This is a genomic window from Halobacillus sp. Marseille-P3879 (assembly GCF_900240285.1).
GTDB lineage: Bacteria > Bacillota > Bacilli > Bacillales > Halobacillaceae > Halobacillus_A.
Window position 1 is genome coordinate 422,302 of sequence record NZ_OESS01000001.1, and the last position, 26,624, is coordinate 448,925.

A 26,624-nucleotide genomic window follows, 5' to 3' on the forward strand; every position below is an offset into this window, starting at 1 on the left:
TTCATGAAAAACGCAGCATGGGCTATCACCATCTTTGTAATTCTCGTCCTTTCTGGCTGCAGCAATGCTGCAGGGGGCAAAGACGATGAGGACAAAATTAAGATTATTGCTGCCCATAACCAGACGTCGCCTGAAAATCCGTATCAATACGGAATGGAAGAATTTAAACGCGTGGCAGAGGAAGAATCTGACGGCAGGATTGAAGTTGAAGTTCACGCCGGAACTCTCGGTACAAGTGAATCAGAGCTGGTAGAGAAGCTCAAGCTCGGAGGAGCTGACCTTGTACTCGTCTCTCCGGGGTTTATGTCTCAAACAGGAATCAGAGAGATTGATCTATTCGCTATGCCTTATATATTTGAAGATTATGAGCACTGGGAACAGGTAGTGGACGGTGAAGTAGGAGAAGAAGTGGCGCAGACTATCGAGGAAAAGTCAAATGGTGACTTTAAAATGATGGGATATTGGAGCGCGGGAGTGCGTCACTACTATGGCGGTAAGCCTTTGGAGTCAATCGATGATTTAAAAGGAATGAAATACCGTACCCAAACCTCCGGAGCAATTGCAGAATATTGGGAAGCTGCCGGGGCGGTGCCTACTAACGTTTCGTGGGGAGAATTATATCAAGGTCTTCAGCAGGGTATAGTAGATTCGTCTGAGAACTCCTATCCTTATTTCGTACAGCAAAATCACCATAAGACGAAAAACGGGAAATATATTACCGAGACAGCCCACGACTATACAACGCGTTTCTTACTCATGAACGGTAATAAGTTTGAGGAGTATACCGAAGAGCAGCAGCAGATCGTACTAAAAGCAGCAAATGCCGCTGTTGAAGAAGAAAGAAAAGTGGATATGGAACAGGAGGAAGAGTACAAACAGCTTGCGATTGAAGAGGGAGCTGAGGTGAACGACATCGATCGGGAACCTTTTATTGAATTAGCTGAGCCATATCAAGAGAAAATGGCTGAGGAGATTGGGCCTAGTGCCGTGAACCTTTTAGAAGAAATAAGAAGTTTAAGAGATTAAGGTGAAATTATCTTACAGAAGGAGGAGAGCGGCTTGTTTATAAAACTTCTGGAACGTACTCAATTGGCGTTAGGAATCCTGTTTCTTGTTATATTTTTCATTACGATTGTGATCCAGGTGTTGACGAGGTTTGTAGGAGTATCTGCGATTTGGACCGAAGAAGTGGCCACGTATTCATTTATTTGGTCCGTCTTTATGGGTGCTGCTGTGATGGTGAATAAAAGAGATCATTTTCAATTTGATTTACTGCTGAATAAACTGAAGGGAAAAAAGAAAAAGTCTCTGTATTTATTCAATGATGTGATCCTGTTATTATTCAGTGCTGCATTACTGATATTAGGGATTATAGTGGTAGACAGCTTTTGGAACTTTAGGTGGGAATCACTCCCTGAAATGAAAATGGGGTACGTATGGCTGTCCATTCCTACTATGGCAGGCACTATGGTCATCTATACGATTGCTCATATGCTGAATAATATAAAAACCTTTAACAGAGAGGAGTCAGCCTGATGATCGGTTTACTACTGCTTGGATTGTTTATATTGCTGATGGTAATTGGGATACCGATCGCTTTTGTGATTGGCATCGTTGCCCTGCTGGGTTTTATGAACATTCCTTACACACCTGAAGCACTGATGCCTGTTAAGATGTTGAATGGATTAGACTCCTTTGTACTTTTATCTGTGCCTTTGTTTATACTAGCTGCCAATCTAATGAACAGTGGTCAGATCTCGCAGAAGCTGATCGACTTCGCTCTTTCAGTTGTAGGGCATATCAGAGGGGGATTAGCCCACGCAAACATTTTAGTTTCAATGTTATTTGCAGGGATTTCTGGTGCCGCACAGGCGGATACAGCCGGAGTAGGAAAAATCCTTATCCCCAATATGAAGAAGCAGGGATATGATAATGCCACAGCCGTGGGTGTAACCGCAGCTTCTTCAACTATCGGGGTAATTATTCCTCCGAGTATTCCCATGATTATTTTCGCAGGATTAACAAATGTTTCAGTCGGGGCGCTTTTTCTTGTAGGAATTATTCCTGGAGTACTGATAGGCGGAGGAATGATGGTTCTCATTTATATTCTTGCTAAGAAACGGAAGTACCCGGTTTACCAGCGGGCCTCTTTAAGCAACTTTTTTAAACAGTTCCTTGATGTACTGCCGGCTCTTTTTACTCCGATCATTTTAATTGGCGGAGTGGTATCGGGAATATTTACGGCAACGGAAGCAGCGGCTTTTGCTTCGATTTATACCGTTATTATTGGTATGTTCTACTATAAGACATTGAAGATTAAGCATTTTCCTAAGATTCTGGTGGATACACTGACGCTCAGCTCGTTATCATTATTTGCGTTAGCAGCAGCAAATGCGCTGGGTGAATTGATGAGCTATTATCAATTAGCTCAATGGACCGAACAGTTTTTTGCCAGCTCAATTGACAGCAAATGGATCTTCCTGCTGATCATCATTGCTTTCTTCTTATTTGTAGGAACCTTTATGGATGCCATACCAGCCATGATTTTATTTGTGCCGGTAATATTACCAGTGGCTGAAACCTTTGGAGTCGATCCATTATTATTAGGAATCATAACCATTATGACCCTTGCCATTGGCTTAGTAACACCGCCATATGGGTTATGTCTGCTGTTAGCAGCGAAAATTGGAAAGCTGCCCATTGAACGGTCCTTTGGAGCGGTCATGCCCTATATAGCAATTGTACTCGTTGTACTCGCTGTCATATCTTTTATCCCGGGAGTAGCTTTCTATATTCCTGAGATGCTTAGTCCTGATATGTTTTAAATTAAGCGGGATTGGGACACAAGTAACGCAGTGATGTCAAAAAACGACCATTCATATAAACGCAGATGATCCACGGAAAGCGAAGCGTTTTGACGGAGCGATGGTGTGAATTCTCTTTAATATAAATAATCCGAACTGATTTCACCAAAATCGTTCGGATTATTTTATGCTTTATTCAGTTTTGTCCCAACTTCGCTTATTTATCTTCCGGATAGTCACAGTATTCGATTATGGTTCCTTCTGTGTCAGCAGGGTTTAAATAGATCAACCTTCTGCCGTGTTTATTCGTGCGGCGTGTCTCTTCCATGACACGAATGCCCTGTTCTTCTAACTCGTCAATCGCTTTATTCAGATCAGCAACCCGGTAGGCAATATGGTGAACGCCTTTTCCTTTTTGTTTAATAAAGCGCGCAATCGGCGAAGTGCTGTTGTTCGTAGGACAGAGCAGTTCAGTTCTTTCTCCTTCTACGTCCATGATCGCAATTTCGCTTTCGACTCCAGGTGCTTCACTGCGGTAACGATCGATCAATGTTCCCCCAAGAATGGTCGTATAAAATTCGACCGCTTCGTCCAGCTGACGAACTGCTACTCCTATATGGTCTAGCTTTTTCTTCATTATTCATTCTCCTCTGCACGAGCTGGTCTTATTTTATCATATTATATTTCTTTTTCTCTTTTCTCAGACCTGTGGTAATCTGAGTTTTTAGGAGGTTGACAGAGTGCTTAAAGTTTTAATATTGGTCGCGGGATTAATAGGGATATATGAATTGGTCAAAAAAGAGTTACCAAAGGTGAAATACTCTGTTTTTGCTTACTTTGTTTTACTCTCTGCTGTTTTTGCAGGAGGATTATTTCACATTTCAACGAGTTATCAGTTAAACAAAAATCCGATCGACGGAGGATTTTCCGCTCTCTATGAGTGGGTCGGCTTATTCAGCTATTTTTTTATTGTTCCTCTCGTCATATTGTTATTCTACAAAATTTACAAATGGACTCCGGATTCCGCAAACCCGAGGATTGTAAAAGGAATACTGATGGTAACCATTACAGTGGCGGGCATTATTTCCTTATTCTTTTTCATCCTTATTTTTTATGGGTTTGCCCCATAAAAGGTGAAATGAAAAGGAATTTTGATAAATGGTGACGAATTAGTAATGGAAACCACTATTAGTCAGGGAGGGATTATTTATGGCTTTCCTCGAGAACACTGTAATTATAAAGAAACCGTTGACGGAAGTTTTTCAAATAGCTACTGATTTTACAAAAAGCCCTGAATTTATGGACGCCGTAGTCGAAGTCGAGCCTTTAACCGAGGGACCTGTACGTAAAGGCTATCAATTTAAAGAAGTCCGTGAAATTCGTGGCAGGAAGGCCGCGTCCACCATTGAAATTACTGAATACGAGCAGAACAGGTCTTATACAGCAAGCAGTGAACAGAATGGTCTTGAGCTGAGATACCACTATACGTTCATTGAAACTACCGGGGGGACAAAGGTTAAATTCGCAGGTGAGCTTTTCACAAAGGGAATACGCAACAAGCTTTTCCAGCCTTTAATAAAGAAAATTATTAAAAAAGAAGATGAACATCATTTAGACAACTTAAAGTCATATATAGAACAGGACAGCGAAAGTGGAAATGGGTAAAAAACAAATGTTATACTTAACTTAAACAGCAAAGTACGGAAAAAAGGTCTCACATTCCAAGGAGGCCTCTTTTTTATCGCCAACATGATTAAAGGAGATGGAAAGCATATGAACTATTCCTCGCCTGAATGGCTGCAAAGCATGCAGTCATTTGCTAAAGATGCCTGGAATGAATCACAGTTTACTCAAGCCACAGCCATTCAAAATGAAAGCATCCCCTTTATAGTAGAAGGGAAAGATGTGATTGCAGAGGCACCGACAGGGAGCGGGAAAACGCTAGCTTATTTACTCCCAATGCTTAATTCTATAGATTCAGAGAAAAAGAACACGCAAGTCCTTGTACTGGCTTCTTCGCATGAACTCGTTATGCAGATTCATACCGAAGTGCAAAGATGGTCAAAAGGCAGCGGGGTTCAGAGCGCTACTTTAATCGGCGGAGCGAACATCAAGCGTCAAATGGACAAGCTGAAGAAGAAGCCTCAGTTAGTTGTGGGAACTCCAGGAAGAGTGTATGAGTTAATGCGTAAGAAGAAGCTGAAGGCCCATGAAATCAAAACAATCGTATTGGATGAAGCGGATCAGCTGCTCGTTTCTGAGCATATTCAAACGGTGCAGGATATAATAACAAGTACTTTAAAAGAGCGCCAGATCCTACTCTTTTCCGCTACTCTGCCACCGGAAGTAGAAAAAACAGCGGCGGATTTTATGAAATCTCCTGAAATCATTCGTGTAAAGGAGGAAGAACAAAAGCCCGACGTAGAGCACTTATACATTTCATGTGAAGACCGTGATAAAGTAGAGTTATTAAGGAAAATGGTCCATCTCGATCAGTTTAAAGGTCTTGCCTTTATGCGTGACATCGGAAACTTGAGCGTTTATGCAGAGAAACTGGAATATAAAGGAGTTAACTTGGCTGTTTTACACAGCGATGCAAAAAAAGAGCAGCGTGCCAAAGCTTTAAAAGGTTACCGTACGGGAGACTATCAGTTATTACTGGCCACAGATATCGCTGCTCGAGGTATTGATATTCCAGAGATCAATTACATTATTAACTTTGACGTTCCTAAAGATCCAGCTGCCTACGTCCATCGGGCAGGCAGGACAGCCAGACTTGGGTCTGCCTCAGGAAGAGTTATTTCTCTCGTAAACCCAGTAGAAGAAAAACGACTAAAAAAGATGGCTCGGGATCATGAATTTAACCTGCAGCGCATTACAATAGTTAAAGGTAAACTTCAATATCGTTAAATGCCGGGTTCCCTGAAATAGACAGGGAGCCCATTTTTAGTTTTAAAACAGGAGGGTAAAGGGAATAGTTGAAATAACTGGTGACATTCCCATAACTTTTAATCATAAAATGAATGGAAGTCCTATGGACGAAAACCTCAGAAGATGAAATACTAAGAGGTAACCAGCACGAAGGAGTGGACTTGTATGATTAAAAAATATGTACTGGTCTTTATTGGTGTATTGTTTATGGTTTCTGTAGCCACTCCCGCATTAGCAGAGCAAATGTGGAAGAACAATAATGAGGAATCAACGACTTTTGATAGATGGTCAACTTATATAAAAGACTGGTTTGCCGAACAAGACATTACAGTCGAAGAATTTGAGACCAATTTAAAGAACCTTTTTAATCCTGAGCAGCTGCCGGCTTCTGAGGGAGAGCAGCCTGAACAAAGAAAGCTGGAGGAAAAAATCAACGAAAGAGCAGCGATAGAAGAAGATGATAATCAGGAAGAAGAACCTGCGGAGTCACTGCAAGCAGAAGATCCTTCAGAGTTTGAACAGGAAGTGGTGACACTCGTCAATGAAGAACGAGCGAAAGAGGATCTGCCTCCTCTGGAAATGTATGATCGTTTAAGTGATCTTGCCAGATTGAAGTCTCAGGATATGGCGGACAATGATTATTTTGATCATACCTCTCCTACGTACGGAACACCGTTTGAGATGATGGATCAATACGATTTCACTTATTGGTCTGCAGGTGAAAACATTGCAGCAGGCCAGCGCTCTCCAGAGCAGGTTGTTGAAGGCTGGATGAACAGTCCCGGTCACCGGGAAAACATTATGAAGGAAGACTTTACTCATATTGGAGTAGGTTATGTAGAGGAAAACGGAGATCGTTATGGCACGTATTGGACCCAGATGTTTATGGCTCCACGAGAATAACCTACTAATGAAAAAGACAGGCATGAGCTGCCTGTCTTCAGCTTGTAGAGAAACCCCGTGTTTTTCTGCAAGCTTTTTTGTGTGCGCGGGCGGGTGAATACCACTCGCTTTCCGCGGACGAACGCCCGAGCCTCCTCGTGAAACCCACACTGCGGGGTCTCGGATCGCCCGTTTTTCCGCAGGAGTCTCGCAGTATTCGCCCGCCCGTAACCGAAAAAGACTCCCCTTCACCTAGCTAACCCTGTCCAGGTGAAGGGCAATCTTTTTCATGTTCTGACAGCCAGCTGTCAGTAATGCATGTTCCCGGACATTTTCCTTTCCACGCAAACGACAATAACGCAGCCCGTGCAGTTCTTCGGAATCTACGAAGCTACGTTCCACTTTTTCTTTTCTCATTCGATAAATCCACTTGCCTTCATTCGTGCGATGATCAAGATAAAAGAAGACCTCCGGCTTATTCTCCCGATACAAATAACCACTTTCCGAATCCGTATCACTGACTTTTTTTCCTTAGTTTTCTTCATCTCCTCCTTCTCTTGGAGAGGCTTTTTTCCGTGCTTCACTCAATCTTCCAAAATAGCTTCATTAAGGTCATCGATATCTTTGGGTACCAGCTTTGCAATGGTCACTAATTCGATTTCACTTTGGCGTTCTTTTCAAGAGTGAAACATGACTAACACTGCCTTAGAGAGTTCTTACCTATAGTGTACCAAATTAACGTGGTAAAAAATGAAAGTTCCAGAAAAAATAAAGACTGTCGAGACTTACTCGACAGTCTGAAGACAGGCATGAGCTGCCTGTCTTTTTCATGTATAAGCCAGATTATTTGTCTTCTTTGTTTTTAAGAGTTTATAAGTTGAATACGCCATTAACCCGAATGTTGTATGTCATATATTTATTTTTCACGAAATTTCCCCCTTATATGACAACTTCATTTCGGGAACAACCTGCTTGTAGTAGAAATTAACAATTTTTCACGAAAAAGCTTATGAATTCTTGCGGCCAGGTATAGAACGTATATAGCCTTCTACGGTTGGACTGTCAATATGTTTCTCAGACTGGTGCCATATAATAAAGAGGTAAAGCAGCGTAATCAACATAGCTGTTAATCCTGCGATCATGAATCCAAGGGTGGGGGTTGCATCGTAATAGAGGAAAGCTCCCTGGTGGTAAATAAAGAAAACCGCGCTTGTTATGGAAAAGTAAGCCATTCGATCCGAATATTCTCTTGGCTTGCGAAAAGGGCATTTTAACAGCAGTGGAGCCCAATAAATGAGCGAGCTGATAATTAGAACACATAAATGTAATATGAACCCTACAGAGTATGGGATCATAGTGAGCAGCTCATAGCTTAATAAGACCCCTCCTATAAATATAAACGTACTAAGCAGCAGTTTGCGGCTGAGATGAACCATCCAACGGAGTTGATGCGAGAACCAGAGGTGTTTGGAATTAGCGAAGATGATGGCCAGGGGGACCAGGACGAAAGCAATTAAACTACGAATGAAGTTTTCGATGAAGAATCCATTCGTGAAAAAGAAAGCAATCATCCCTACGGCACCTACTGCAACAATGACGGGCGAGGAACGAAGGGTGGATTGAAACAAGATAATCATCTCCTCAGGCTTTACAAATAATTTTCCCGATAATGGAAGTTTTAAACGCAGTTTTAGAAGGCGTATGAATCTCTAAGAGGATAGGTTGAAGTAACATAGAGAAACAAGTAATGGTATAATTTTAAGAAAAGTTAGTGAGTAAGGGAGATGTTATGTATGAAATGGGGTATTATGAGTGCAGCCAATATCGCAAAGAAAGCCTTAATTCCTGCTCTTCAGCGGACAGAAGGAGCAGAGGTTTATGCAATAGCCAGTCAAAGCGGAAAAGAAAAAGAGATCGCCGAGCAGTTTGGAATTCCCATTACTTATAATAGTTATGAGGCCATGTTGAACAATCCTGAAGTGGAAGCGGTTTATATTCCGCTGCCAAATCACCTGCATAAAGAATGGACCAAAAAAGCGGCCCAGGCAGGAAAACACATTCTATGTGAAAAACCTGCAGCTTTAACGCAAGCAGATGTATCGGACATGATCGAGACGTGTAACAGGAACGGTGTTTATTTCCTGGAAGCATTTATGTACCAGTTTCACCCTCAGCACCAAAAAGTGAAAGATTTAATAAGCGGTGGAGCAGTAGGAGAAGTCAGTCTGATAAGAACAAGCTTTTCTTTTAATTTCAGCAGGGACAACTACAACATTCGACTTGACGCCGCCAAAGGGGGCGGTGCAATGTGGGATGTGGGGTGCTATGGGGTTCACTCTGCACTTCACCTAATGAATGAAAAGGTGATGCGAGTAACGGGAGCTGCCAACATTGATCCTGACTATAAAGTGGATACTACGTCTTCTGCCACACTTACGCTAAATAACGGGACTCTCATCCAGGTGGATTGCAGTTTCGATTCGGCTTCGAGAAATACATATGAGGTGGTGGGCGCAAAAGGGATTATAACCGTGCATGACGCTTACCGCCCGGACAAGAAAAATCATCAAGGGAGAATCACTCTGGAGAACGAAAAGGGAATTCAGGAATATGCAGAGTCCGGGGATCAATACAGCCTTCAGATAAGAACTTTTATGGAAGCTGTTAAGAATAATAGCTCGTTGGAACAATTCCATAAGGAGACGCTTCGATATATAGAAGCTATGGAAGCTATTCAAAAGGAAATCCTGATATAACGCGCCATGGGATAGAGGCTGGATGGCAGCATGGGAGGAGAGATCCCATAGACGCCTTCCGACAAAATTAATCCTTGAAAAATTAAAAAAGAGGAGTAGAATAGGTATATCCGCTATAAGAGGATTTTATCCATAAGGAGGAATTAAAATGGCTTGGTTACATGGGATCCACGCTGCTCGATTTCTATTTATTGGGTTTTTCTCGTTAACAGCGTTAAGCCTTATTACTTTTCAATCGATTGGAATCATTCAAGCTTTTATTGATTTTTTTGAGTTTTTCAGACGTAAATAATAGGAGGGATGAGCTTGATTAACTTTAAGCTCATCTTTTTTTATGGGTCATCACAAATATGATCGTTTCTTATGAAGAGCACTCGAAAATTGCTTAATGCAAAGACATAATCCCTTAAAATCATACTGCCCTTCCGGCATTATTAAATAAAAAAAAGCCATCCCCCTTCTATTTGTCAAAAAAAATACCAGCAGCCGAATAAGGCCGCCGGCTATATAGTTAGGAAAAAAGGGGGGGGTAATTTATTGAACAGCTTCCTCGGCATTGACGAGACCATTTCCATAGTCGAAGGAATCGCCAAGCGGGGTAGCGGTTTCGTTTAAAATTGTTCGTACTTCATCATTACTTAAACTTAAATCATCAGCAAGGACAAGAGCAGCCACACCAGCTACGTGCGGGCTGGCCATGGATGTACCGTCAAATTCTTCATAAGAATCTCCAGGTACGGAACTCAAAACGTCTACTCCTGGCGCCATTACTTCTAACTCCTCTCCACGACTGGAGAATGAGGCCACATTGTTGTCTCCATCAACTGCACCTACAGCCATAGCAGAATCGTACTTCGCCGGGTATCCAATCGTATTAAACGGGCCAAATGAACCTTCATTACCTGCGGCTGCCACGACAAGAATGCCGCTGTCATCTGCATTATCCACTGCCTGTTCAAGTGTGGAAGAACCAATTGATCCACCCAGGCTCATATTAATAACATCCATGTCGTTATCAATTGCCCATTCGATTCCTGCAGCAATATCACTATAAGAACCGCTTCCTTCGCCATTTAGCACTTTAACAGCGTACAGGTCACTTTCTGGAGCTGTCCCCAGGACGCCGAGATCATTATCAACTCCCGCTACTGTACCAGCTACGTGAGTACCGTGACCATTTTGATCGTTATACGGGTCTGGTTCTTCACTCACAAAGCTTTCACCACCGGCTACATCAAGGTCTTCATGGTCTGCTTCAATCCCTGAATCCAGGACAGCTACTTTTACACCGGAACCACTATTTCCGTCTTCCTGAACATCATCGGCATTGATTTGCGAAATGCCTTCTGGTGTCGTTTGTTCAAATGCTTGAGCTTCGTGATCTTTCTCAACAAAATCAATAGTAGGGTTTTTAGAAAGCGCATCAACTGCTTGTTCAGGCAGTTTGGCTTTTACTACATTCATATGTTTATACTGATGCTCTACCTCGCCGCCTAAACTTGTAACAGCATTTGATCGAGCATCATTCTTAAAACCTATTAAGTAATCTTCAACTGGAGCTTCTTTAGAATCGGCACTAGCTGCGCTTCCAAATAGGGTGGAGAAAGCAAGCGCGAATAATAGAATAAAACTTATCCATTTCCACTGCTTCATTCAATGTCCTCCTTTTGTTGATTACATAAAAGCCCGGGCAAAGATTATGTAATATCTAAATTGTTACAATATTATGATAACACGGTTTTGTCAGGATTGTTATTGGGAAAGGAGAGGAGGTTTTATGGCTCTAAGGGGGGAGGTTTCGACAGGACTTGTTCAAGTTTAGGGGGAGTTGGAAGGTGAAATATGTGTATTTTATCTGAAATGTATGTAAATTTGCTGAAATGTCCCTAAAACAAAAAATCTCCCCTATCTAGAACTAGAGAGGGGAGGACTTTTTAATGGGTATACCATTCATATAATTTTTTAGGACGGCCGATCTTCTGGTGCCGCACGATTTGTTTCACTTTTCCGTCCTCTAGCAAATGCATAAGGTAACGGTAGACAGTAGGGTAGGCTAGCCCTACGCTGGAAGAAATCTCGTCTACAGATTTAGGAGTCTGATGCTCCTTCAGGCAGGCAGCAATTGAATCAAGTGTCCCTTTGCTAATGCCCTTGGCAGAGTATACGTCTTCTTCAATCTTTAAACGATTCCTCATGTTTACTATTTGAATGTGAAGATGAATACGGGAAATAATATCGAGAGCCTTAATCGGCTTTAATGCAAAGTCGGTTGCCCCTTCCTGAATAAACTCTTCTGCTGTTTCATATCGATCATCTTCAGTCAGGATTAGGATGGGGATCTGCTGATTCTCATAACGAACCTGTTTGACGAATTCTAATCCATCCATTACAGGCATATGGTAATCAACGACCAAGATATCATAATGATTATTATTAAATAAGTATAGTCCGTCCCGCCCATCTACAGCAGTATCAGCTTGTAATCCATCTTTCTCGCATAATTCTTTCATCATTTCCCGCAGTGATTCATCATCATCGACAATTAATAACCTCACCGAAACGCAACCTCCTTTTCGTACTCTTTACCGCGTCGCCGTATTAATACTATTAATATTATAATTTAACAGCTAGGTTGGCAATGGTTTAAGCATAGAATTTCTACAAATCGCACAATACAATCAAAAGCCCCGTGACGGTTCAGGTCACAGGGCTGGTGAGCATTTAGGTGATGGAAAAACCAATCTTTCCGAAATTCTTCGTTTCACGCAAGTATTCAAACGCTTCTTTGTACTCAGACAAGGCAAACATACGGTCCAGCTCCGGCTTAATATTGTGCTGCTCAATAAATTGGAGCATTGCTTTAAATTCTTCAGCACTCCCCATAGTTGAACCAAGAAGGTTATACTGCCCATAGAAGAATTGCCGGATATCGATAGTTACTTCATCCTCAGTTGTCGCTCCAAAGGTTACGATTGTTCCGCCTTTACGAATGATCTTTAAAGACTTCGAGAAAGTTGCCTGGCCAATACTTTCCACGAGGATATCGATCTGTTCATCCTTTAACTCTTCATTCCAATCAGACTGCGTTAAAATACCTTTATCGGCTCCAAGTTCTTTTGCTTTGTTTAATTTTTCTTCGCTGCGCGATGTGACAATTACCCGTGCTCCCGCTGCCTTGGCAAATTTTAATGCGAAGGTAAGAACACCACTGCCGATACCGGGCAGCATAACTGTATCGCCCTGCTTAATTTTTGCCCGTGTAAATAATACACGGTAAGCCGTAAGTGCAGCAAGGGGAAGAACTCCTGCTTCTTCCCAGTTTAAGTGGGAGGGTTTGGGTTCAACATGATCAGCGGATATAGTGATATATTCTGCAAATGTTCCGTGATCCGGCAGCCCTAGTATTTCAAATCCGGCCGGGGGAGCGTCACTGTTATGCTTCCAGCCAAGACCAGGGTTTAAAACCACTTCATCGCCTTTGGACAGATGGTTTACATCAGCTCCTACTTCATCGACCACACCTGCCCCGTCTGAACCTAAAATAAGGGGAGGCTCATCCGTCTTATGCCGGTTCGTGACTGCGACGTCTCTTCGGTTCATACCGGCCGTTTTCAATTTAACCCTTACCGTGTGAGGTTCAACAGATGGCGTTTCCATTTCTTCGTATGATAGTCCGTTTAGCCCTTCAGTTTTTGAATGATTTATAGCTTTCATTTTGCTGCATCCTCCTTCAATAAAGTAGATAAATGGTCTGCGAAAATAGAGAGCTTGTCCATATCGGACACGTCCTCTTCAAATAAAGGCACTTTAATTGTCTGCTGTCTTTTAAATTCATAGTCGATTTCATCCAGATAATTCTTTTCCTGTTTTCTGCGCTTTTCTAAAAAGGCACCGTCAGCATGTTCTGGAAGCACTTTATTTACGATCAGCGTTTTCACGTGCAGGGCATGCTGAGCAAGCTGTTTTATGGCTTGCTTAGTCTCAAGAATCGGAAGGCGCTCAGGAATTAAAACAAAAATAAAGCCTGTCTGCCTGCTGTCTAGAATAATGTCCCTGACGGCTGTGAACTTTTCCTTCCTTTTTTGCAGCACTTCGTAAATGGGATCATCTACAGGATCACCATCATTCAACAGTTCAGTATAATTATCTGTGATTTTCTTTCTTCGTTCAAGCATTCCGTCGATCCATACACTCATCAGCTCGGGGAGGGTAAGAAGCCGAATCGTATGACCTGTGGGCGCTGTGTCAAATACAATCTTATCAAACTGGTCAGCTTCTTCTAAAATAATCGAGATGAGGCGGTCGAATAAAGCAGCTTCATCAGCCCCTGGGGAAGCACTTGCCATGTCGATCTGCCGGTGGACTTCTTCGACCATTCGTGATTTAACCAGGCCCTGTAAGTTATCCTTAACCCCCTGGATATACCGTTTTGATTCGCGTTCAGGGTTTACTTCAATACCCCATAGATTTTCTTGAAGCTTGGTTTTCTCGTGTTTAATCTCTTTATGAAAAATATCCCCTAAATTATGAGCAGGGTCTGTAGATACGACCAGGGTTTTATGACCAGAGCGTGCAGAAGCAACAGCTAAAGCAGCAGAAGAGGTTGATTTTCCAACTCCGCCCTTACCGCCGACGAAGAGGATTTTATTTGAGTGAATAGCCGTCATGTTCGATTATCCTTTCTTAGCAGCATCTTATCCCATCCAGGGGGGACTTTTCCATTCCCATCCGAAGATGCCAGTCATGAAATCTTTCAATAATATAAGGGTATAGTTCCAAAGTGTAATAAAAGGCTGGATTAGGGATGCCGAGCATATCGGAATAAAGCAGAAGGAGAAACAAGTCGTCCTCGTCTCTTAATTCACGTGCAATTTCATTCTTGTGGGGGAGACTTAGAACTTCATCATAAAACTGGAATAAGCGCTTTAAAGAAAATTTGCGTTCCCTCATTTGTGTCACCTCTGATATTATTGCTCTTGAGTCAGTATATCTTCAATTAGTGTATCACAATTCTCAGGCATGTCAGAATATTTGCCATTTACAAAGACAGCATTATATTTCATATGAAGAAACAGATTCCGAATAAGCTGGAGCAGGCTGATTTTTTTATCTTTCCACTGTTTACCAAAGTAAATCAAGATAGCAAACATGTTGCGAGGGTCAAGATAGGTGATATGAACTTGGTCACCGTATTTCTCCGTTAAAACTTGATACAACTTTCCCAGACGCTGGCGATCTGCTTCATGATGCTTGAACTCGTCTTTCATTTCAATAAAACCTTCGCCGCAAACACCTCCACAGCAACCCATGCCGATTTCTCTCTCAGCCCGCAGCATTATAATTTTCACCATAAAGAAATACTCCTTTCCCATTGGTCAAGCTGCATAAATAGAGAAAGCCGCACATTCGATGCGCGACTCTCTGTTTTTTATTAAGCACTTCTGGAGATACGGTCTTTATTACTATTCATTAAAGCTGATGCTGCTGTAAACATTATCCACAAAGCAAAGACGAATATAATGGCGCCGAAAATAAAGAGTAACCAGTCACTTTCACCAGCCCAAGGCGCCCATTGGGTCATAACCTGCAGGAACATAGCATACAGAGTCATGAACATGAGAAATGCCATTGGAATAACAGCCGGCCAGTAGTTTCTTCCTTGTCGTTTCAGCCAAATGGCAATCAGTAACAAACTGATACCAGCCAGAAGCTGGTTGGAAGTGCCGAATAAAGGCCAAAGCAGGTAACCGCCAGAACCAAAACCATTAGGTCCCTGCGGAATCAGGGTTAAAGCAGCGCTTGAAACCACAGCAGCTGTAGTAGCTACATGGGTTTTCGTAAGAGGAGTTACTTTGTATTCTGCACCCAGCTCAGAGATAATATATCGCATCAGACGAACGGACGAATCAAGTGTTGTAGCCGCAAAGCTTACAACTATTACAGATACAATTGTTGACGCTACGGATGCCGGGATCCCTAAACCGCTGGCTAACGCGCCGGCACCTTGAATGAACACGCCCAGACCTTCACCATTAGCTGCTGTAAACCCACTATAGGTGGAAGAGAATTCCGCCGTGCTAGGAAAGAATGTAATTACAGCAATAATCGCGATTAATGCTAAAGAACCTTCCCCAACAGCTCCCAGGTAACCAACAAAACGGGCATCGGTTTCTTTGTCCAGTTGTTTGGAAGAAGTACCTGAAGCTACTAACCCGTGAAAACCTGAAATTGCCCCACAGGCAATCGTAATAAACAGCAGCGGGAACCACGAGGTATCTGCTGTATTGTTACTCACCGGAGCAGTAATATCAGGGTTTGTAAAGAGAAGCCCCAAATAAAGCAATGCTAAACCAACGATTAACTGGTGCGAGTTAATATAGTCGCGAGGCTGCAGCAGTTTCCATACAGGAAGCGTGGATGCAATATAAACATAAACCATGAGCACAATAATCCAAACAAAAAATGACATAGCCGTGGCATCTAAGCCGAAGAATGCAGTAGCTCCTTCGCCTCCGAAATAGCGTACCATGTCAATTTGCAATGCAGGTACATAGCTTGCGACAATGGCAGCCAAATACATTACTCCTAGCGCAATAACTGATGGGAGAAGCATGCTTTTCTTCCGTTTGTACACGCTGTACCCGATCCAAATCGCCAGTGGAATTTGAATAAATACAGATAAAACGCTCGCTGGGAAGGAGATAAATAAGTTAGCAATAACCCATGCAAACACAGCGTTCACCATGAGTACCAGCAATAAAATAATAAATAAAAACAATATCTTTGCCCGCTGTCCAATCAGCTTGTTAGCTAGAGTACCAACAGATTGTCCTTTATTTCTAACGGACAGGACAAGCGTACCGAAGTCATGCACACCAGCTGCAAATACAGTTCCGAGTAAGACCCATAGTAATGCCGGCAGCCAGCCCCAGTACACAGCGATGGCGGGTCCTACAATCGGTGCAGCCCCGGCTACCGAGGTGAAATGGTGGCCCCATAAGACAAATTTGTTCGTTGGTACGAAATCTACACCATCCTTATATTGATGGGCAGGAGTTTTATAATTTGGATCTAATCGGTAGATCTTTTCTGCAATAAATTTAGAGTAATACTTATAGCCTAGTATAAAAATTATACCCCCGGCCACTGCCAACCAGATTGCACTCATATTTACCCCTCCTATATTTAATAGATGCAAGCTATTTCTTGTATACGCTTACATATAGTTCATTATACTATGTTAATTTATGAACTTTCAATAAATTTAACTGATTAATCAAAATATTAGATATATTTCCGAAGAACCCTCGTCTGTTTGGATGGAATAGGAAAAAAGTTCTAGCGTGAAAAGTGAACCAGAGATCGATATAATAGAATGCGGTACTATTTTGTGAAGATGAAGGAGTTACTCATGATCGTAATAATTGATAACTATGATTCATTTACGTATAACTTAGTTCAGTATTTTAAACAAATGGAGGAAAGGGTAGTTGTTTATCGTAATGATGAAATTACGCTTGCTCAGCTGATTCTGCAAAAACCTACTCTGCTCGTCCTTTCCCCCGGACCCGGCCACCCAGGTGAAACCGGGATATGTAAGAAAGCTTTGCAGCATTTCGCTGGATCTGTTCCTGTACTTGGGGTCTGTCTGGGGCATCAATTAATTGTGGAGCATTTTGGAGGAAGAACAATAGAAGGTGAGCAGCCGGTCCATGGAAAAGTAACAAGAATAACTCATGATGGTCGAAGTGTGTTTCAAGATTTACCTACCCCAATAAAAGTTACTCGCTATCATTCGCTTCTTGCCTCTTTGGAAGAAATGCCGATCTGCCTGGAGATCAGTGCCATGTCAGAGGACTCAGTCGTGATGGCTGTAAGACATAATAAGTTTCCCGTAGAGGGAATTCAATTTCATCCTGAAGCGATCTTGACGGAATATGGGTATGAAATGCTTGAGAACGTCTATACCAACGCAGTTCGTTTTATGAAGCAAAAAAAGAAGGGGACCACAGTATGAGTAATGTCCATATGCTATTTGAATTCGAAGATGAAAACGGGAGCATTAAACCTCGTCAGTTTTTCGATCCTATTCTTGTTATCGAAGCTCATAAAAAGGAAGAGGTAGCGGCCGCCTTTAACAAAGCTGAGCAAGCTCTGAAGGAAGGGTGCTATGTGGCAGGTTATGTTTCTTATGAAGCAGCCCAGGCCTTCGATGCTGCCTATAAAGTTAGGCAAGATTCGAAATGGCCGCTGGTATGGCTTGGTGTATTCGAAGCACCTATAAATGAACAATTGAGGGAACGGGAAGATAATGATTACCACACCGACTGGGAAATAGAGGGGGATTTTGCAAGTTACACCGATGGTATTCATCAAATTAAAGCAGCTATTAAGCGAGGGGATACATATCAAGTCAATTATACAACGAAGCTTACAGGTACATTTTATGGTGATGATTTTACATTATTTGATCAGCTTACAAATAATCAAAGATCAGGATATAGTGCTTATTTAAACCTGGATGATGAACGTAGAATTGTATCGGCTTCCCCAGAGCTTTTTTTTCATAAGAACGGCAACAGAATTAAAACAAAGCCGATGAAAGGAACAGCACGTCGCGGGCGTACGCTTCAGGAAGATGAGGAACAAAAGCAGCATCTCATACAGTCCGAAAAGGAACGGGCTGAGAATGTTATGATTGTAGATTTATTAAGGAATGATATGGGGAAAATTGCTAAATCGGGTTCGGTGAATGTTTCGTCTCTGTTTGAAGTGGAAACTTATCCAACGATTCATCAAATGACTTCAACGATTGAAGCAGAACTTCAAGAAGGAATTTCATTGTGGAGTATCTTTGAAGCTTTATTTCCTTGTGGCTCGATTACAGGAGCTCCAAAAATCAGAACCATGGAGTACATTGCTGAGCTGGAATCCACTCCCAGGGAAGTATACTGTGGGGCCATAGGTTTTGTGACTCCTCAGGGTGAGGCTGTCTTTAATGTTCCAATTCGTACAGTGATGCTGGATGGTAATAAAGCGGCTTATGGTACAGGAGGCGGTGTAACATGGGATTCAACTCCTTCAAATGAATATGAGGAAATAAAAGCGAAGGCACAGCTGCTTTTTGAGAAAAGGCCTGCCTTTCAACTACTGGAATCTATCAAACTTCATGATGGAGAGTATCCTCTTCTGCCGTATCACATGGAACGGCTTAAAAGGTCTGCTCAATATTTTAATTTCCGGTATGATGAAAAAGAGATTTACGCCAGACTTAAAGAATGGAAAGAAGCGAACAATAAAGGTTTGTATAAGGTTAGGCTTCTCACGGGAGAACAAGGTGGAGTGAATGGGGAAATAATTGAGATCGACCAACCTCCGGAGAGGGTGACCTGTTCTCTGGCTGAGGACCCCATTGATGAAACCGATCCGTTTTTATATCACAAGACGACCCATCGAGCAGTTTATGATGTTCACAAGAAAGAAGGGGTTTTTTCTGTACTGCTATGGAACTCTAAAGAAGAGCTGACTGAATTTACGCTGGCTAACTTAGTCGTGAAACAAAACGGTGAGTACTGGACCCCAAAGGCTGACTCAGGTCTATTAGAAGGTACCTTTAGACAGCAGTTGTTGAGAAAAGGTAAAATAAAAGAGCGGACGATTTATAAGCAAGAACTAGCTTCTTGTGAAGAGATTTGGTTGATTAATGGCGTGCGGGGCTGGATTAAAGTTGATTTAGTATAGGAGGCTGATTTATGAAGCACATTGTTTTTTATGATGCTCAGTGCCCTTTTTGCTATTATGTAAAAAAAACGCTGAAACGGCTGGACTGGAACAATCGTATGAAATGGGTTTCTGTACAGCAGGTAGAAGAAAACGGCCACTATCCTTACTTAAAAGGAAGACCACTGCTTGAAGAAATTCATTTATTAACAGCTAAGGGGCAAGTCATAGAAGGTTTTCGTGCAGTTCGGCTCATTTTATTGCAGCTTCCGACCGTGTTTTTACCAGGGCTGCTTTTGTATCTGCCGGGAATGGATAAGGTCGGTTCGGTGAGTTACAGATGGTTCTCAAACCGGCGTTATCAATGGTTTGGACGGTATAATAAGCCAAGGTATGATAAATGAGTCATGTTAAAAGTATGACCGTTAAAGATCCTGCACTATAAAAAAATGAAGGGAATTCTCAAAAGATGAAAGAAGAGTTACATTTTATAGGAAGTCGTATTATTGATCATAAACATGAACTTGCCCGTGAACTTGAACGCTTTGAAGAAACTTCCTATTTGCAGAGTATTAATCAATCTGAATTATCGAGGGAGCAAATAAGAGAGTGGCGTGCACGTTTGTTTCAATTTCTTGGCGAAGCACTGATTGAAGATATAGATGAAGTCAAAGTGAAAGTAGTTGACTGGGCGAATTCGATTGGAGAGCAAGCAGTCGACAAGCATATTCCTCTAAATGAAACCATCGCGATTATGGGTTTTTATCGAACGTTAATATGGAATTCATTTGATAAGGAAATTCATGAAAATAAGTTTGCGGCCATTACGGTGTTAGATGTAAATAAATTTATTAACCCTTTACTGGATGAAATTATTTTTCAATTCAGCCAGATATATATAAGACATAATAATGAAGCCTACGAGAAAGCGCAGGATAAGGTCGATCAGTTATCTGTTCCTGTCGTACCCATTGCCGACCGCATAGCTGTATTGCCTGTGGTTGGAGAACTTGATGCTGACAGGGCGCAGTTAATTATGGAAAAATCACTGGAAAAAAGCGCTCAATACCAATTGCAGTATTTACTAATAGATATCTCGGGTGTTCCTGAAATCGATGCAACAGTTGCTCATTTCCTTTTTCAGGTGACCCATTCACTCGAATTAGTAGGAGTCGAAGCTACTTTAACTGGAATTCGTCCTGAGATTGCTCGATCTGTGGTGGAAAAAGGGGTAAATTTCAGTCAAGTGAAAACGAGAGCAAATTTAAAACAAGCTTTAAATGAAATCGGTATTAGTGTAGAGAAAGCGTAGGGTCGGGAACCCTACGCTTTTTTAATTATTTGGATCAGCTGTCTTAACGAGCTGTTTACCGAGATTCTCTCCTTTAAATAAACCGAAGAATGCTTCAGGAATCTGGTCAAACCCTTCTGTAATCGTTTCCTCATACGTCAGCCTTCCATCCTTGACCCATTGGGATAAATGGTGAAATCCTTCACCAAAACGATCTCTGTAATCCCCAACAGTGAACCCTTTAATGAGAGCACTGGACTTAATGAGGTGCATATGAACCCTCGGACCTTGATCGTTTGGGGTGTTATAGGAGGATATTGCCCCGCATTGAACAATACGAGCGAATTTATTCAATAAAGGGTATACATTATCAGATACGCTGCCGCCTACGTTATCAAAGTAAATATCGACTCCATCAGGGCATGCAGCCTGTAAGGCCTCCGCAACGTTTTCTTTTTTATAATTAATAACAGCATCTGCATTCAGAGTTTCAGACAGGTAGCGAGTCTTCTTTTCTGTACCCGCAATTCCCACTACCCGGCAGCCGTAGATTTTGCCGATTTGGACAACAGCTGAGCCTACAGCCCCTGCAGCTCCTGATACGAGAAGTGTATCACCTTCTTTAGGTGCTCCGATGTCGAGTAAACCAAAATATGCGGTTAATCCTGGCATACCCAGAACTCCAAGCGATGTAGTAACGGGTCCAAGGGAAGGATCAATTTTTCTTACCTCTCTTTCACTTGCTGTTGAATACTCCTTCCACTCCAGTGATCCGGTCACCAAATCTCCTTTATTAAATTGAGACGATCGAGATTCCTCAACTTCAGCAACAATCCCTCCTGAGATCGGTTTGTTTAATTGAAAGGGTTCGATATAAGACTTGGCATCATTCATTCGCCCTCTCATGTAAGGATCTACGGAAACGTATAAGGTCTTTAGAAGTACCTCTCCTTCTTCTGGTTCAGGGACAGGACGTTCTACTATTTGTAAGTGCTCATGACTTGGGACGGCTTCAGGTCTCTTTACTAAATGAATTTCACGATTCAACTTTTTCACTCCTTATTTTCAGGGTTTCTATTATTGTAAACGGGGAGCTCACCGTTATAAAATAATCAGCTTTAGGATGAGCACATTCATGGTAGAGTAGTAGAAAAGGAGGAGGCATCTGATGAATCACAATGTAAAGGTGATAGAAGGTGAAAACTTTGTGACTGTCGAGGAAGCTGAAAATATTGAAGCTCAGGAAGTGACTGCACTTCTGGAACAATTAGAAACAGAATATTCCCTTACAGAACATTTTTCAGTTTTACTAAGTGATGACAAGACACAGCAAGTTAAGAACGACTTGATGCAGAGGGGCTATCACAAAGAAGATAAGATTACTTATGTATCAAAAGATTTAACCCAGCATAACAGCATAGCCTCTTCGATAAAGTGTCGATCTATAACGTGCCAACCTGAAAGTGAATTCCTAACCCTATGGAAGAATACGATGACGGGTTCACTAAATCCCCCCTCAGTGCTAGACATACAGGAGCAAATGAAAAGTGTAAAGAAAGAAATCGGTCCTTCTTACAGACATACATGCATTTCAGCATTTGAAAAAGAGGAAGCCATTGGAATCATTATGCCTCATATTGAACAAGGAACCACAGATGAGGGGCGTTTATTTTACTTTGGTCTTTTACCTGAATTTCGGGGAACGGGCAGGGGGGAAGAGCTTCACCACCTCGCTTTAACCAAACTGAAAGAAGAATTTGGCGCGTCTTCCTATGTTGGGACAACTAGTCATCAAAACTCCCCTATGCTGAATATTTTCAGATCTAATGGATGTCGTGTGACAGCAGTGAAAAATATTTTTAAAAAGTGTCGCAGTGGTCAAAGGTGAGAATACGTATAGAAATAGAAGAGGATGTTTGATATGGTGAAGAAGACGTTAGTAAAAAAGAACCGGCGGGAATAATAACTTAAATAGTTTGGAGAGTGCCCATGAACTTAAAAGACTTAGCTGTGAAAGCAGCAAATGTTTATAAAGAAAACTCCAAAGTAGAGGCTGTTTACATTGCCGGCTCTCTTTCCAGGGGATGGGAAGATCAGTATTCGGATATTGAACTGAACGTATGCTGGTATGAAGCACCCAATGAGGCAGACCGTAAATCAGTCATTGATGCTCTGAGTGGTGAAATTATTGAGTTTCACGACTATGAAGAAGAAGAGTGGTCTGAGTCTTATAAGGTGAATGACATAAAGCTTGAGATCAGCAGTTTCTTAACCGAAGGAGTGCTCAGGAAGATACAGCGTGTAACGAAAGAATTTCAAGTTAACATCAAAGATCAATGTCTTGCCGCCTCCATTCATTACGGAATCCCTTTGCACGGAGAAGAAGTGTTAGATGGTTTGAAAGCTAAAGTCGTTGTTTATCCAGAATCACTAAGCCAAAATATGATAGAGGCTCATTTAGATTTAGGAGAAAAATGGCAGAATCGTTATGCATTATTGGAACGTGAAGATTGGCTGATGTATTACTCGCTGTTAACTATGGCTCAGAAAAAAATTATGGGACTCCTATTCGGGCTAAACTGCTTATACGTTCATCACCCATCCTACAAATGGCAGAAGCAGAGTTTAGACTTGATGAATATTAAGCCTGAACGAGTAAATGAACGATTGGACCGGGTATTTTTATCCTCTCCAGACGAAGGACTCAAAGAAGTCGAAGCACTCATGGAAGAAATTAAGCAGTTAATCAAAGAAAAAGATACGACCATATAAGAGGCAGGCTGGGACAAAACTGAATAAATAATAAAATAATCCGAATGATTCTGTAGCAATCAGTTCGGATTATTTATGTTAAAGAGAATTCACACCATCGCTCCGTCAAAATACTCCGCTTTCCGTGGGCACGGCCTCAGCTTCCTCGAAAAGCAAAGAGCGCTTTCCTGCGGGATCTTCGGCTCGCGCTATTTCCACAGGAGTCTACGTATTTTGACTACGCTAATGATCTGCTTTTATACGAATGTTCGTTTTTGACGTCACTGCTTTACTTGTGTCCCAGTCCCCTGTTATTGATTATAATGCTTCTTCTGATTTCAACTGTTTATATTCCTCGTCAGTAAAAGCTCTGGATCTAGATAAGAATCGTTTTCCTTCCACTCCTTCTAAAGAAAACATTCCACCTCGTCCATCTACAACGTCAATAATTAACTGAGTATGCTTCCAGTATTCATATTGCTGTTTGTTAATATAAAAAGGTGTTTCCCCTATCTCACCTAATTTTACATCCTGGCTTCCGATGAGGAGGTCCCCTTGCTGATAGCACATAGGCGAGCTTCCATCACAGCAGCCTCCAGATTGGTGAAACATAAGGGGGCCGTGCTTCTCTTTAAGGGTACCTATAAGCTCAAGAGCAGCATCCGTTGCAATTACACGTTCAATCATGAGCGAGTCACCTCCCATTTTAATTCATACTGCATTATCTCAAGCCAACTGTTATTATTAGCGGTTTGCCTGAAGGTAGGGAAGGGTGCTTTTTTCCTTAAAAGAATCCTAGTTTCTGTGGACTGTAGCTGACGAGCAGGTTTTTGGTCTGCTGATAATGATCGAGCATCATTTTATGGTTCTCACGTCCAACACCGGACATCTTGTAGCCTCCAAAGGCTGCATGTGCAGGGTAGGCGTGATAACAGTTAGTCCATACTCGGCCTGCTTCAATACCGCGTCCGAAACGGTAGGCCGTATTCATGTCACGGGTCCATACACCGGCACCAAGTCCATATAAGGTATCGTTGGCAATTTTCATAGCTTCTTCATGATCTTTAAAAGTTGTAACAGAAAGAACAGGTCCGAAAATCTCCTCCTGGAAAACTCTCATATCGTTGGTTCCCTTAAACATAGTGGGCTGAACGTAATAACCATCCGCAAATTCGCCATCCATTTGATTGCGTTCTCCACCGATAAGACATTCTGCTCCTTCTTCTTTACCGATGTTCAGGTAGGAGAGGATTTTATCCAGCTGCTCTGAGGAAGCCTGCGCTCCCATCATTACTTCAGGATCAAGCGGGTTTCCGGTTTTAATAGCTTTTACTCGTTCTATTACGCGATCCATGAATTTATCATAAATAGATTCATGAATAAGGGCACGTGACGGGCACGTACATACTTCTCCCTGGTTTAAAGCAAACATCACCATTCCTTCGATCGTTTTATCCAGAAAGTCATCGTCTTCATTCATAACGTCTTCAAAGAAAATGTTTGGTGATTTACCGCCAAGTTCCAGGGTAACAGGAATAATATTTTGTGATGCGTATTGCATGATCATTCGTCCGGTAGTTGTTTCTCCGGTAAAAGCTACTTTGTTAATACGTGGGTTTTGGGCAAGTGGTTTACCGGCTTCAAGTCCAAAGCCATTCACCACATTTAACACTCCAGCCGGAAGTAAGTCCTCAATCAATTCGAGTAAGTACATAATAGATGCTGGCGTTTGTTCTGCAGGCTTCAGTACTATGGCGTTTCCAGCCGCAAGAGCGGGAGCTATTTTCCAGGTTGCCATTAGAATAGGGAAGTTCCATGGAATGATCTGTCCAACTACGCCCAGGGGTTCCTTGAAATGGTAAGCAACTGTATCGTTGTCAATTTCTCCAATTGTACCTTCTTCGGAGCGAATAACAGATGCGAAATAGCGGAAATGGTCCACTGCTAAAGGGATATCTGCATTTAAGGTCTCACGGACTGCTTTACCGTTCTCCCATGTTTCAGCGACAGCCAGCTGTTCAAGGTTTTCTTCTATACGATCTGCAATTCGATTTAAGATGAGAGACCTTTCTGTCACGGATGTCTTGCCCCAGGTCTCTTTTGCTTTATGGGCAGCGTCAACGGCAAGTTCTACATCTTCTTCTGTCGAACGAGCGACCTGGCAGAAGTTCTTGCCCGTGACGGGGGAAACGTTATCGAAATACTGTCCTTTGACAGGGGCGGTCCATTTACCGTCAATAAAGTTGTCGTAACGTTCCTTGAATTGTACAATCGATCCTTCAGTGTTTGGAAATGCATAGACCATTAGTAGAATTCCTCCCTAAATTAGCTTTTAGTGCAAACGCTTCCAAAATCTTTCAATTAAAGGGATGCACTTATTTCGAAAATATCACTGTATCTGAATTTTGTCAATTATTAGATAATATTGAAGGTGAGCCACTGCTCCACAGGTCTTCTAAATTTGTTATAATAGATTCATCTTTAAGATAGAGAGGGTAGAAGTCATGACGACAACAAATCGAATTATGCTCGTGGATGGTATGGCGTTATTGTTTAGAGCGTTCTATGCTACAGCTATGAGCAATTATTATATGGTGAACAGTAAAGGAATGCCGACAAATGGTGTGTATGGGATGATGAAGCATTTATTTACTGCTATTGAAACGTATCAGCCTACACATGTGATATGCTGCTGGGATATGGGGAGTAAAACGTTCCGCAATGATTTATTTCCAGATTATAAAGCGAATCGGGGCCAACCGCCTGAAGAATTGATTCCTCAATTTGATTTAGCAAAAGAAGTTGTGGAATCTCTTAATATACCGAACGTGGGAACAGTTGGATATGAAGCTGATGATTGTATGGGAACACTCAGCCGTATTTACAGTGAACATTCTCAAGTTTTCATTCTCACAGGAGACCAGGATATGCTGCAGTTGTTAAAACCTAATATATCAGTTGTTTTATTAAAGAAAGGTTATGGCAACTATGCTGAGTATAGAGAAGATTCTTTCTACGAAGAAAAAGGGATTACGCCGCAGCAGATGGTAGATTTAAAAGCTTTAATGGGGGATAGCAGTGATAATTACCCCGGTGTTCGCGGTATTGGTGAGAAAACTGCTTTAAAACTTCTGATTCAACATAAGACGATTGAAGGTATTCTCGAGAATATCGAGCACTTGACTAAAGGGCAGCGGGCAAAAATTGAACAGGACATAGAAATGCTCCATCTTTCGCGAAAGTTGGCGGCTATTCATTGTGAGGCCGATGTGGACTGTTCACTTGAAGACGCATTATTTTATATTGATGAAGCACGAATGGCACGTAAATTCGATGAGCTGGAATTCAAAAACTGGCAGAAAAATATCGTAGGAATTCAAATATGAATTAGGAGAACAGATAGTTTTTACTGGCTGTTCTCCAAAAAAAGACTTCTCACCTGGCCATGTATCCCGGGGATGAGAAGTCTTTTTTAGCTCCGTGACGCTC

At 41.9% G+C, this 26,624-nt stretch carries 28 protein-coding genes and 1 pseudogene; 16 read left to right on the forward strand and 13 right to left on the reverse strand.

Translation table 11 applies throughout. The annotated features are described in order from the left end of the window. Positions 1 to 3: 3 nt before the first annotated feature. The 3 genes from C1A12_RS02145 to C1A12_RS02155 are packed head-to-tail and all read left to right on the forward strand — an operon-like array spanning position 4 to position 2,825. Positions 4 to 1,026: a TRAP transporter substrate-binding protein gene (locus C1A12_RS02145; RefSeq protein WP_101842203.1), complete on the forward strand. Its 1,023-nt coding sequence runs from the start codon at positions 4 to 6 to the stop codon at positions 1,024 to 1,026. Between the two features lie 33 nt (positions 1,027 to 1,059). Further along, positions 1,060 to 1,536: a TRAP transporter small permease gene (locus C1A12_RS02150; protein WP_101842204.1), complete on the forward strand. Its 477-nt coding sequence runs from the start codon at positions 1,060 to 1,062 to the stop codon at positions 1,534 to 1,536. Then, on the forward strand, positions 1,536 to 2,825 hold the full coding sequence (locus tag C1A12_RS02155; protein ID WP_101842205.1) for a TRAP transporter large permease: 1,290 nt from the start codon (positions 1,536 to 1,538) through the stop codon (positions 2,823 to 2,825). Before C1A12_RS02150 ends, C1A12_RS02155 begins: the two co-directional genes overlap by 1 nt. A gap of 196 nt (positions 2,826 to 3,021) precedes the next feature. Here the strand turns inward: C1A12_RS02155 and C1A12_RS02160 are convergent, their stop codons facing one another. Next, positions 3,022 to 3,441 carry a VOC family protein gene (locus tag C1A12_RS02160; RefSeq protein ID WP_101842206.1) on the reverse strand — a complete coding sequence of 140 codons (420 nt, stop codon included), beginning with the start codon at positions 3,439 to 3,441 and terminating at the stop codon, positions 3,022 to 3,024. Between the two features lie 103 nt (positions 3,442 to 3,544). Between C1A12_RS02160 and C1A12_RS02165 the strand changes: the two genes are divergently transcribed. The 4 genes from C1A12_RS02165 to C1A12_RS02180 all read left to right on the forward strand — a co-directional run bounded on the left by C1A12_RS02165 (position 3,545) and on the right by C1A12_RS02180 (position 6,638). After that, a complete protein-coding gene (locus C1A12_RS02165) occupies positions 3,545 to 3,934 on the forward strand; it encodes a hypothetical protein (protein WP_101842207.1) in 390 nt (129 codons plus the stop codon). 79 nt (positions 3,935 to 4,013) lie between these two features. After that, complete coding sequence (locus C1A12_RS02170) at positions 4,014 to 4,469, forward strand: SRPBCC family protein (protein WP_101842208.1); 456 nt, start codon at positions 4,014 to 4,016, stop codon at positions 4,467 to 4,469. A 108-nt stretch (positions 4,470 to 4,577) separates the two neighbouring features. Further along, entirely contained in the window at positions 4,578 to 5,714 is a 1,137-nt protein-coding gene (locus C1A12_RS02175) for a DEAD/DEAH box helicase (protein WP_235001508.1), read from the forward strand. 186 nt (positions 5,715 to 5,900) lie between these two features. Then, positions 5,901 to 6,638 (forward strand): CAP domain-containing protein, encoded by a 738-nt coding sequence (locus C1A12_RS02180; RefSeq protein WP_101842210.1) that lies wholly within the window; start codon positions 5,901 to 5,903, stop codon positions 6,636 to 6,638. Between the two features lie 231 nt (positions 6,639 to 6,869). On the opposite strand, the pseudogene C1A12_RS21615 reads toward C1A12_RS02180, so the two are convergent. Then, a pseudogene (locus tag C1A12_RS21615) lies at positions 6,870 to 7,061 on the reverse strand (transposase); the annotation flags it as partial. Positions 7,062 to 7,624: 563 nt separating this feature from the next. Next, the gene (locus C1A12_RS02190) at positions 7,625 to 8,245 is read right to left on the reverse strand and encodes a hypothetical protein (protein ID WP_101842211.1); all 621 of its coding nucleotides are present in this window, start codon (positions 8,243 to 8,245) and stop codon (positions 7,625 to 7,627) included. A gap of 165 nt (positions 8,246 to 8,410) precedes the next feature. Between C1A12_RS02190 and C1A12_RS02195 the strand changes: the two genes are divergently transcribed. Further along, the gene (locus tag C1A12_RS02195; RefSeq protein WP_101842212.1) at positions 8,411 to 9,373 is read left to right on the forward strand and encodes a Gfo/Idh/MocA family protein; all 963 of its coding nucleotides are present in this window, start codon (positions 8,411 to 8,413) and stop codon (positions 9,371 to 9,373) included. A 148-nt stretch (positions 9,374 to 9,521) separates the two neighbouring features. Continuing rightward, on the forward strand, positions 9,522 to 9,665 hold the full coding sequence (locus tag C1A12_RS21185; RefSeq protein ID WP_200816538.1) for a hypothetical protein: 144 nt from the start codon (positions 9,522 to 9,524) through the stop codon (positions 9,663 to 9,665). Positions 9,666 to 9,907: 242 nt separating this feature from the next. On the opposite strand, the gene C1A12_RS02200 is transcribed toward C1A12_RS21185, so the two are convergent. From C1A12_RS02200 to C1A12_RS02230, 7 genes are all read right to left on the reverse strand, one after another. Further along, positions 9,908 to 11,026: a S8 family peptidase gene (locus tag C1A12_RS02200; RefSeq protein WP_101842213.1), complete on the reverse strand. Its 1,119-nt coding sequence runs from the start codon at positions 11,024 to 11,026 to the stop codon at positions 9,908 to 9,910. 281 nt (positions 11,027 to 11,307) lie between these two features. Further along, positions 11,308 to 11,928 carry a response regulator gene (locus C1A12_RS02205; RefSeq protein ID WP_101842214.1) on the reverse strand — a complete coding sequence of 207 codons (621 nt, stop codon included), beginning with the start codon at positions 11,926 to 11,928 and terminating at the stop codon, positions 11,308 to 11,310. A gap of 166 nt (positions 11,929 to 12,094) precedes the next feature. Beyond that, positions 12,095 to 13,087 carry a zinc-binding dehydrogenase gene (locus tag C1A12_RS02210; RefSeq protein ID WP_101842215.1) on the reverse strand — a complete coding sequence of 331 codons (993 nt, stop codon included), beginning with the start codon at positions 13,085 to 13,087 and terminating at the stop codon, positions 12,095 to 12,097. Then, complete coding sequence (locus C1A12_RS02215; RefSeq protein WP_101842216.1) at positions 13,084 to 14,040, reverse strand: ArsA family ATPase; 957 nt, start codon at positions 14,038 to 14,040, stop codon at positions 13,084 to 13,086. The genes C1A12_RS02210 and C1A12_RS02215 overlap by 4 nt, the downstream gene beginning before the upstream one ends. Before the next feature lie 16 nt (positions 14,041 to 14,056). Next, on the reverse strand, positions 14,057 to 14,323 hold the full coding sequence (locus tag C1A12_RS02220) for a cory-CC-star protein (protein WP_101842217.1): 267 nt from the start codon (positions 14,321 to 14,323) through the stop codon (positions 14,057 to 14,059). A 17-nt stretch (positions 14,324 to 14,340) separates the two neighbouring features. Further along, complete coding sequence (locus C1A12_RS02225; protein ID WP_101842218.1) at positions 14,341 to 14,724, reverse strand: hypothetical protein; 384 nt, start codon at positions 14,722 to 14,724, stop codon at positions 14,341 to 14,343. A gap of 80 nt (positions 14,725 to 14,804) precedes the next feature. Continuing rightward, complete coding sequence (locus C1A12_RS02230) at positions 14,805 to 16,541, reverse strand: carbon starvation protein A (protein ID WP_101842219.1); 1,737 nt, start codon at positions 16,539 to 16,541, stop codon at positions 14,805 to 14,807. Positions 16,542 to 16,784: 243 nt separating this feature from the next. Here C1A12_RS02230 and C1A12_RS02235 point away from each other — a divergent pair, with 243 nt between their 5' ends. The 4 genes from C1A12_RS02235 to C1A12_RS02250 all read left to right on the forward strand — a co-directional run bounded on the left by C1A12_RS02235 (position 16,785) and on the right by C1A12_RS02250 (position 20,405). Next, positions 16,785 to 17,390: an aminodeoxychorismate/anthranilate synthase component II gene (locus C1A12_RS02235; RefSeq protein WP_101842220.1), complete on the forward strand. Its 606-nt coding sequence runs from the start codon at positions 16,785 to 16,787 to the stop codon at positions 17,388 to 17,390. After that, a complete protein-coding gene (gene pabB / locus C1A12_RS02240) occupies positions 17,387 to 19,114 on the forward strand; it encodes an aminodeoxychorismate synthase component I (protein ID WP_101842221.1) in 1,728 nt (575 codons plus the stop codon). Before C1A12_RS02235 ends, pabB begins: the two co-directional genes overlap by 4 nt. 11 nt (positions 19,115 to 19,125) lie before the next feature. Continuing rightward, positions 19,126 to 19,497 (forward strand): thiol-disulfide oxidoreductase DCC family protein, encoded by a 372-nt coding sequence (locus C1A12_RS02245; protein ID WP_101842222.1) that lies wholly within the window; start codon positions 19,126 to 19,128, stop codon positions 19,495 to 19,497. A gap of 65 nt (positions 19,498 to 19,562) precedes the next feature. Next, positions 19,563 to 20,405: an STAS domain-containing protein gene (locus tag C1A12_RS02250; protein WP_101842223.1), complete on the forward strand. Its 843-nt coding sequence runs from the start codon at positions 19,563 to 19,565 to the stop codon at positions 20,403 to 20,405. A gap of 21 nt (positions 20,406 to 20,426) precedes the next feature. Here the strand turns inward: C1A12_RS02250 and C1A12_RS02255 are convergent, their stop codons facing one another. After that, entirely contained in the window at positions 20,427 to 21,431 is a 1,005-nt protein-coding gene (locus C1A12_RS02255) for an NADP-dependent oxidoreductase (RefSeq protein WP_373420416.1), read from the reverse strand. Between the two features lie 121 nt (positions 21,432 to 21,552). Here C1A12_RS02255 and C1A12_RS02260 point away from each other — a divergent pair, with 121 nt between their 5' ends. Together C1A12_RS02260 and C1A12_RS02265 are read left to right on the forward strand one after the other, a co-directional pair. Further along, positions 21,553 to 22,272: a GNAT family N-acetyltransferase gene (locus C1A12_RS02260; RefSeq protein ID WP_101842225.1), complete on the forward strand. Its 720-nt coding sequence runs from the start codon at positions 21,553 to 21,555 to the stop codon at positions 22,270 to 22,272. Positions 22,273 to 22,373: 101 nt separating this feature from the next. Next, positions 22,374 to 23,156, forward strand: a complete 783-nt coding sequence (locus C1A12_RS02265; RefSeq protein WP_101842226.1) for a DUF4037 domain-containing protein — start codon at positions 22,374 to 22,376, stop codon at positions 23,154 to 23,156. Positions 23,157 to 23,453: 297 nt separating this feature from the next. Here the strand turns inward: C1A12_RS02265 and C1A12_RS02270 are convergent, their stop codons facing one another. Both C1A12_RS02270 and C1A12_RS02275 read right to left on the reverse strand, forming a co-directional pair. Then, positions 23,454 to 23,822: a DUF779 domain-containing protein gene (locus tag C1A12_RS02270; protein WP_101842227.1), complete on the reverse strand. Its 369-nt coding sequence runs from the start codon at positions 23,820 to 23,822 to the stop codon at positions 23,454 to 23,456. 97 nt (positions 23,823 to 23,919) lie between these two features. Further along, positions 23,920 to 25,440 carry an aldehyde dehydrogenase family protein gene (locus C1A12_RS02275; RefSeq protein WP_101842228.1) on the reverse strand — a complete coding sequence of 507 codons (1,521 nt, stop codon included), beginning with the start codon at positions 25,438 to 25,440 and terminating at the stop codon, positions 23,920 to 23,922. A 199-nt stretch (positions 25,441 to 25,639) separates the two neighbouring features. On the opposite strand from C1A12_RS02275, the gene C1A12_RS02280 reads away from it, so the two are divergent. Next, positions 25,640 to 26,521, forward strand: a complete 882-nt coding sequence (locus tag C1A12_RS02280) for a 5'-3' exonuclease (RefSeq protein ID WP_101842229.1) — start codon at positions 25,640 to 25,642, stop codon at positions 26,519 to 26,521. Positions 26,522 to 26,624: the final 103 nt, after the last annotated feature.

What these genes read in the sequence shown, in the direction of transcription:
- C1A12_RS02145 (WP_101842203.1), top strand. Translation starts at nt 4, where the DNA reads ATGAAAAACGCAGCATGGGCTATCACCATCTTTGTAATTCTCGTCCTT.
- C1A12_RS02155 (WP_101842205.1), top strand. Translation starts at nt 1,536, where the DNA reads ATGATCGGTTTACTACTGCTTGGATTGTTTATATTGCTGATGGTAATT.
- C1A12_RS02160 (WP_101842206.1), bottom strand. Translation starts at nt 3,441, where the DNA reads ATGAAGAAAAAGCTAGACCATATAGGAGTAGCAGTTCGTCAGCTGGAC.
- C1A12_RS02170 (WP_101842208.1), top strand. Translation starts at nt 4,014, where the DNA reads ATGGCTTTCCTCGAGAACACTGTAATTATAAAGAAACCGTTGACGGAA.
- C1A12_RS02175 (WP_235001508.1), top strand. Translation starts at nt 4,578, where the DNA reads ATGAACTATTCCTCGCCTGAATGGCTGCAAAGCATGCAGTCATTTGCT.
- C1A12_RS02180 (WP_101842210.1), top strand. Translation starts at nt 5,901, where the DNA reads ATGATTAAAAAATATGTACTGGTCTTTATTGGTGTATTGTTTATGGTT.
- C1A12_RS02195 (WP_101842212.1), top strand. Translation starts at nt 8,411, where the DNA reads ATGAAATGGGGTATTATGAGTGCAGCCAATATCGCAAAGAAAGCCTTA.
- C1A12_RS21185 (WP_200816538.1), top strand. Translation starts at nt 9,522, where the DNA reads ATGGCTTGGTTACATGGGATCCACGCTGCTCGATTTCTATTTATTGGG.
- C1A12_RS02200 (WP_101842213.1), bottom strand. Translation starts at nt 11,026, where the DNA reads ATGAAGCAGTGGAAATGGATAAGTTTTATTCTATTATTCGCGCTTGCT.
- C1A12_RS02210 (WP_101842215.1), bottom strand. Translation starts at nt 13,087, where the DNA reads ATGAAAGCTATAAATCATTCAAAAACTGAAGGGCTAAACGGACTATCA.
- C1A12_RS02215 (WP_101842216.1), bottom strand. Translation starts at nt 14,040, where the DNA reads ATGACGGCTATTCACTCAAATAAAATCCTCTTCGTCGGCGGTAAGGGC.
- C1A12_RS02220 (WP_101842217.1), bottom strand. Translation starts at nt 14,323, where the DNA reads ATGAGGGAACGCAAATTTTCTTTAAAGCGCTTATTCCAGTTTTATGAT.
- C1A12_RS02225 (WP_101842218.1), bottom strand. Translation starts at nt 14,724, where the DNA reads ATGGTGAAAATTATAATGCTGCGGGCTGAGAGAGAAATCGGCATGGGT.
- C1A12_RS02230 (WP_101842219.1), bottom strand. Translation starts at nt 16,541, where the DNA reads ATGAGTGCAATCTGGTTGGCAGTGGCCGGGGGTATAATTTTTATACTA.
- C1A12_RS02235 (WP_101842220.1), top strand. Translation starts at nt 16,785, where the DNA reads ATGATCGTAATAATTGATAACTATGATTCATTTACGTATAACTTAGTT.
- pabB (WP_101842221.1), top strand. Translation starts at nt 17,387, where the DNA reads ATGAGTAATGTCCATATGCTATTTGAATTCGAAGATGAAAACGGGAGC.
- C1A12_RS02245 (WP_101842222.1), top strand. Translation starts at nt 19,126, where the DNA reads ATGAAGCACATTGTTTTTTATGATGCTCAGTGCCCTTTTTGCTATTAT.
- C1A12_RS02250 (WP_101842223.1), top strand. Translation starts at nt 19,563, where the DNA reads ATGAAAGAAGAGTTACATTTTATAGGAAGTCGTATTATTGATCATAAA.
- C1A12_RS02260 (WP_101842225.1), top strand. Translation starts at nt 21,553, where the DNA reads ATGAATCACAATGTAAAGGTGATAGAAGGTGAAAACTTTGTGACTGTC.
- C1A12_RS02265 (WP_101842226.1), top strand. Translation starts at nt 22,374, where the DNA reads ATGAACTTAAAAGACTTAGCTGTGAAAGCAGCAAATGTTTATAAAGAA.
- C1A12_RS02270 (WP_101842227.1), bottom strand. Translation starts at nt 23,822, where the DNA reads ATGATTGAACGTGTAATTGCAACGGATGCTGCTCTTGAGCTTATAGGT.
- C1A12_RS02275 (WP_101842228.1), bottom strand. Translation starts at nt 25,440, where the DNA reads ATGGTCTATGCATTTCCAAACACTGAAGGATCGATTGTACAATTCAAG.
- C1A12_RS02280 (WP_101842229.1), top strand. Translation starts at nt 25,640, where the DNA reads ATGACGACAACAAATCGAATTATGCTCGTGGATGGTATGGCGTTATTG.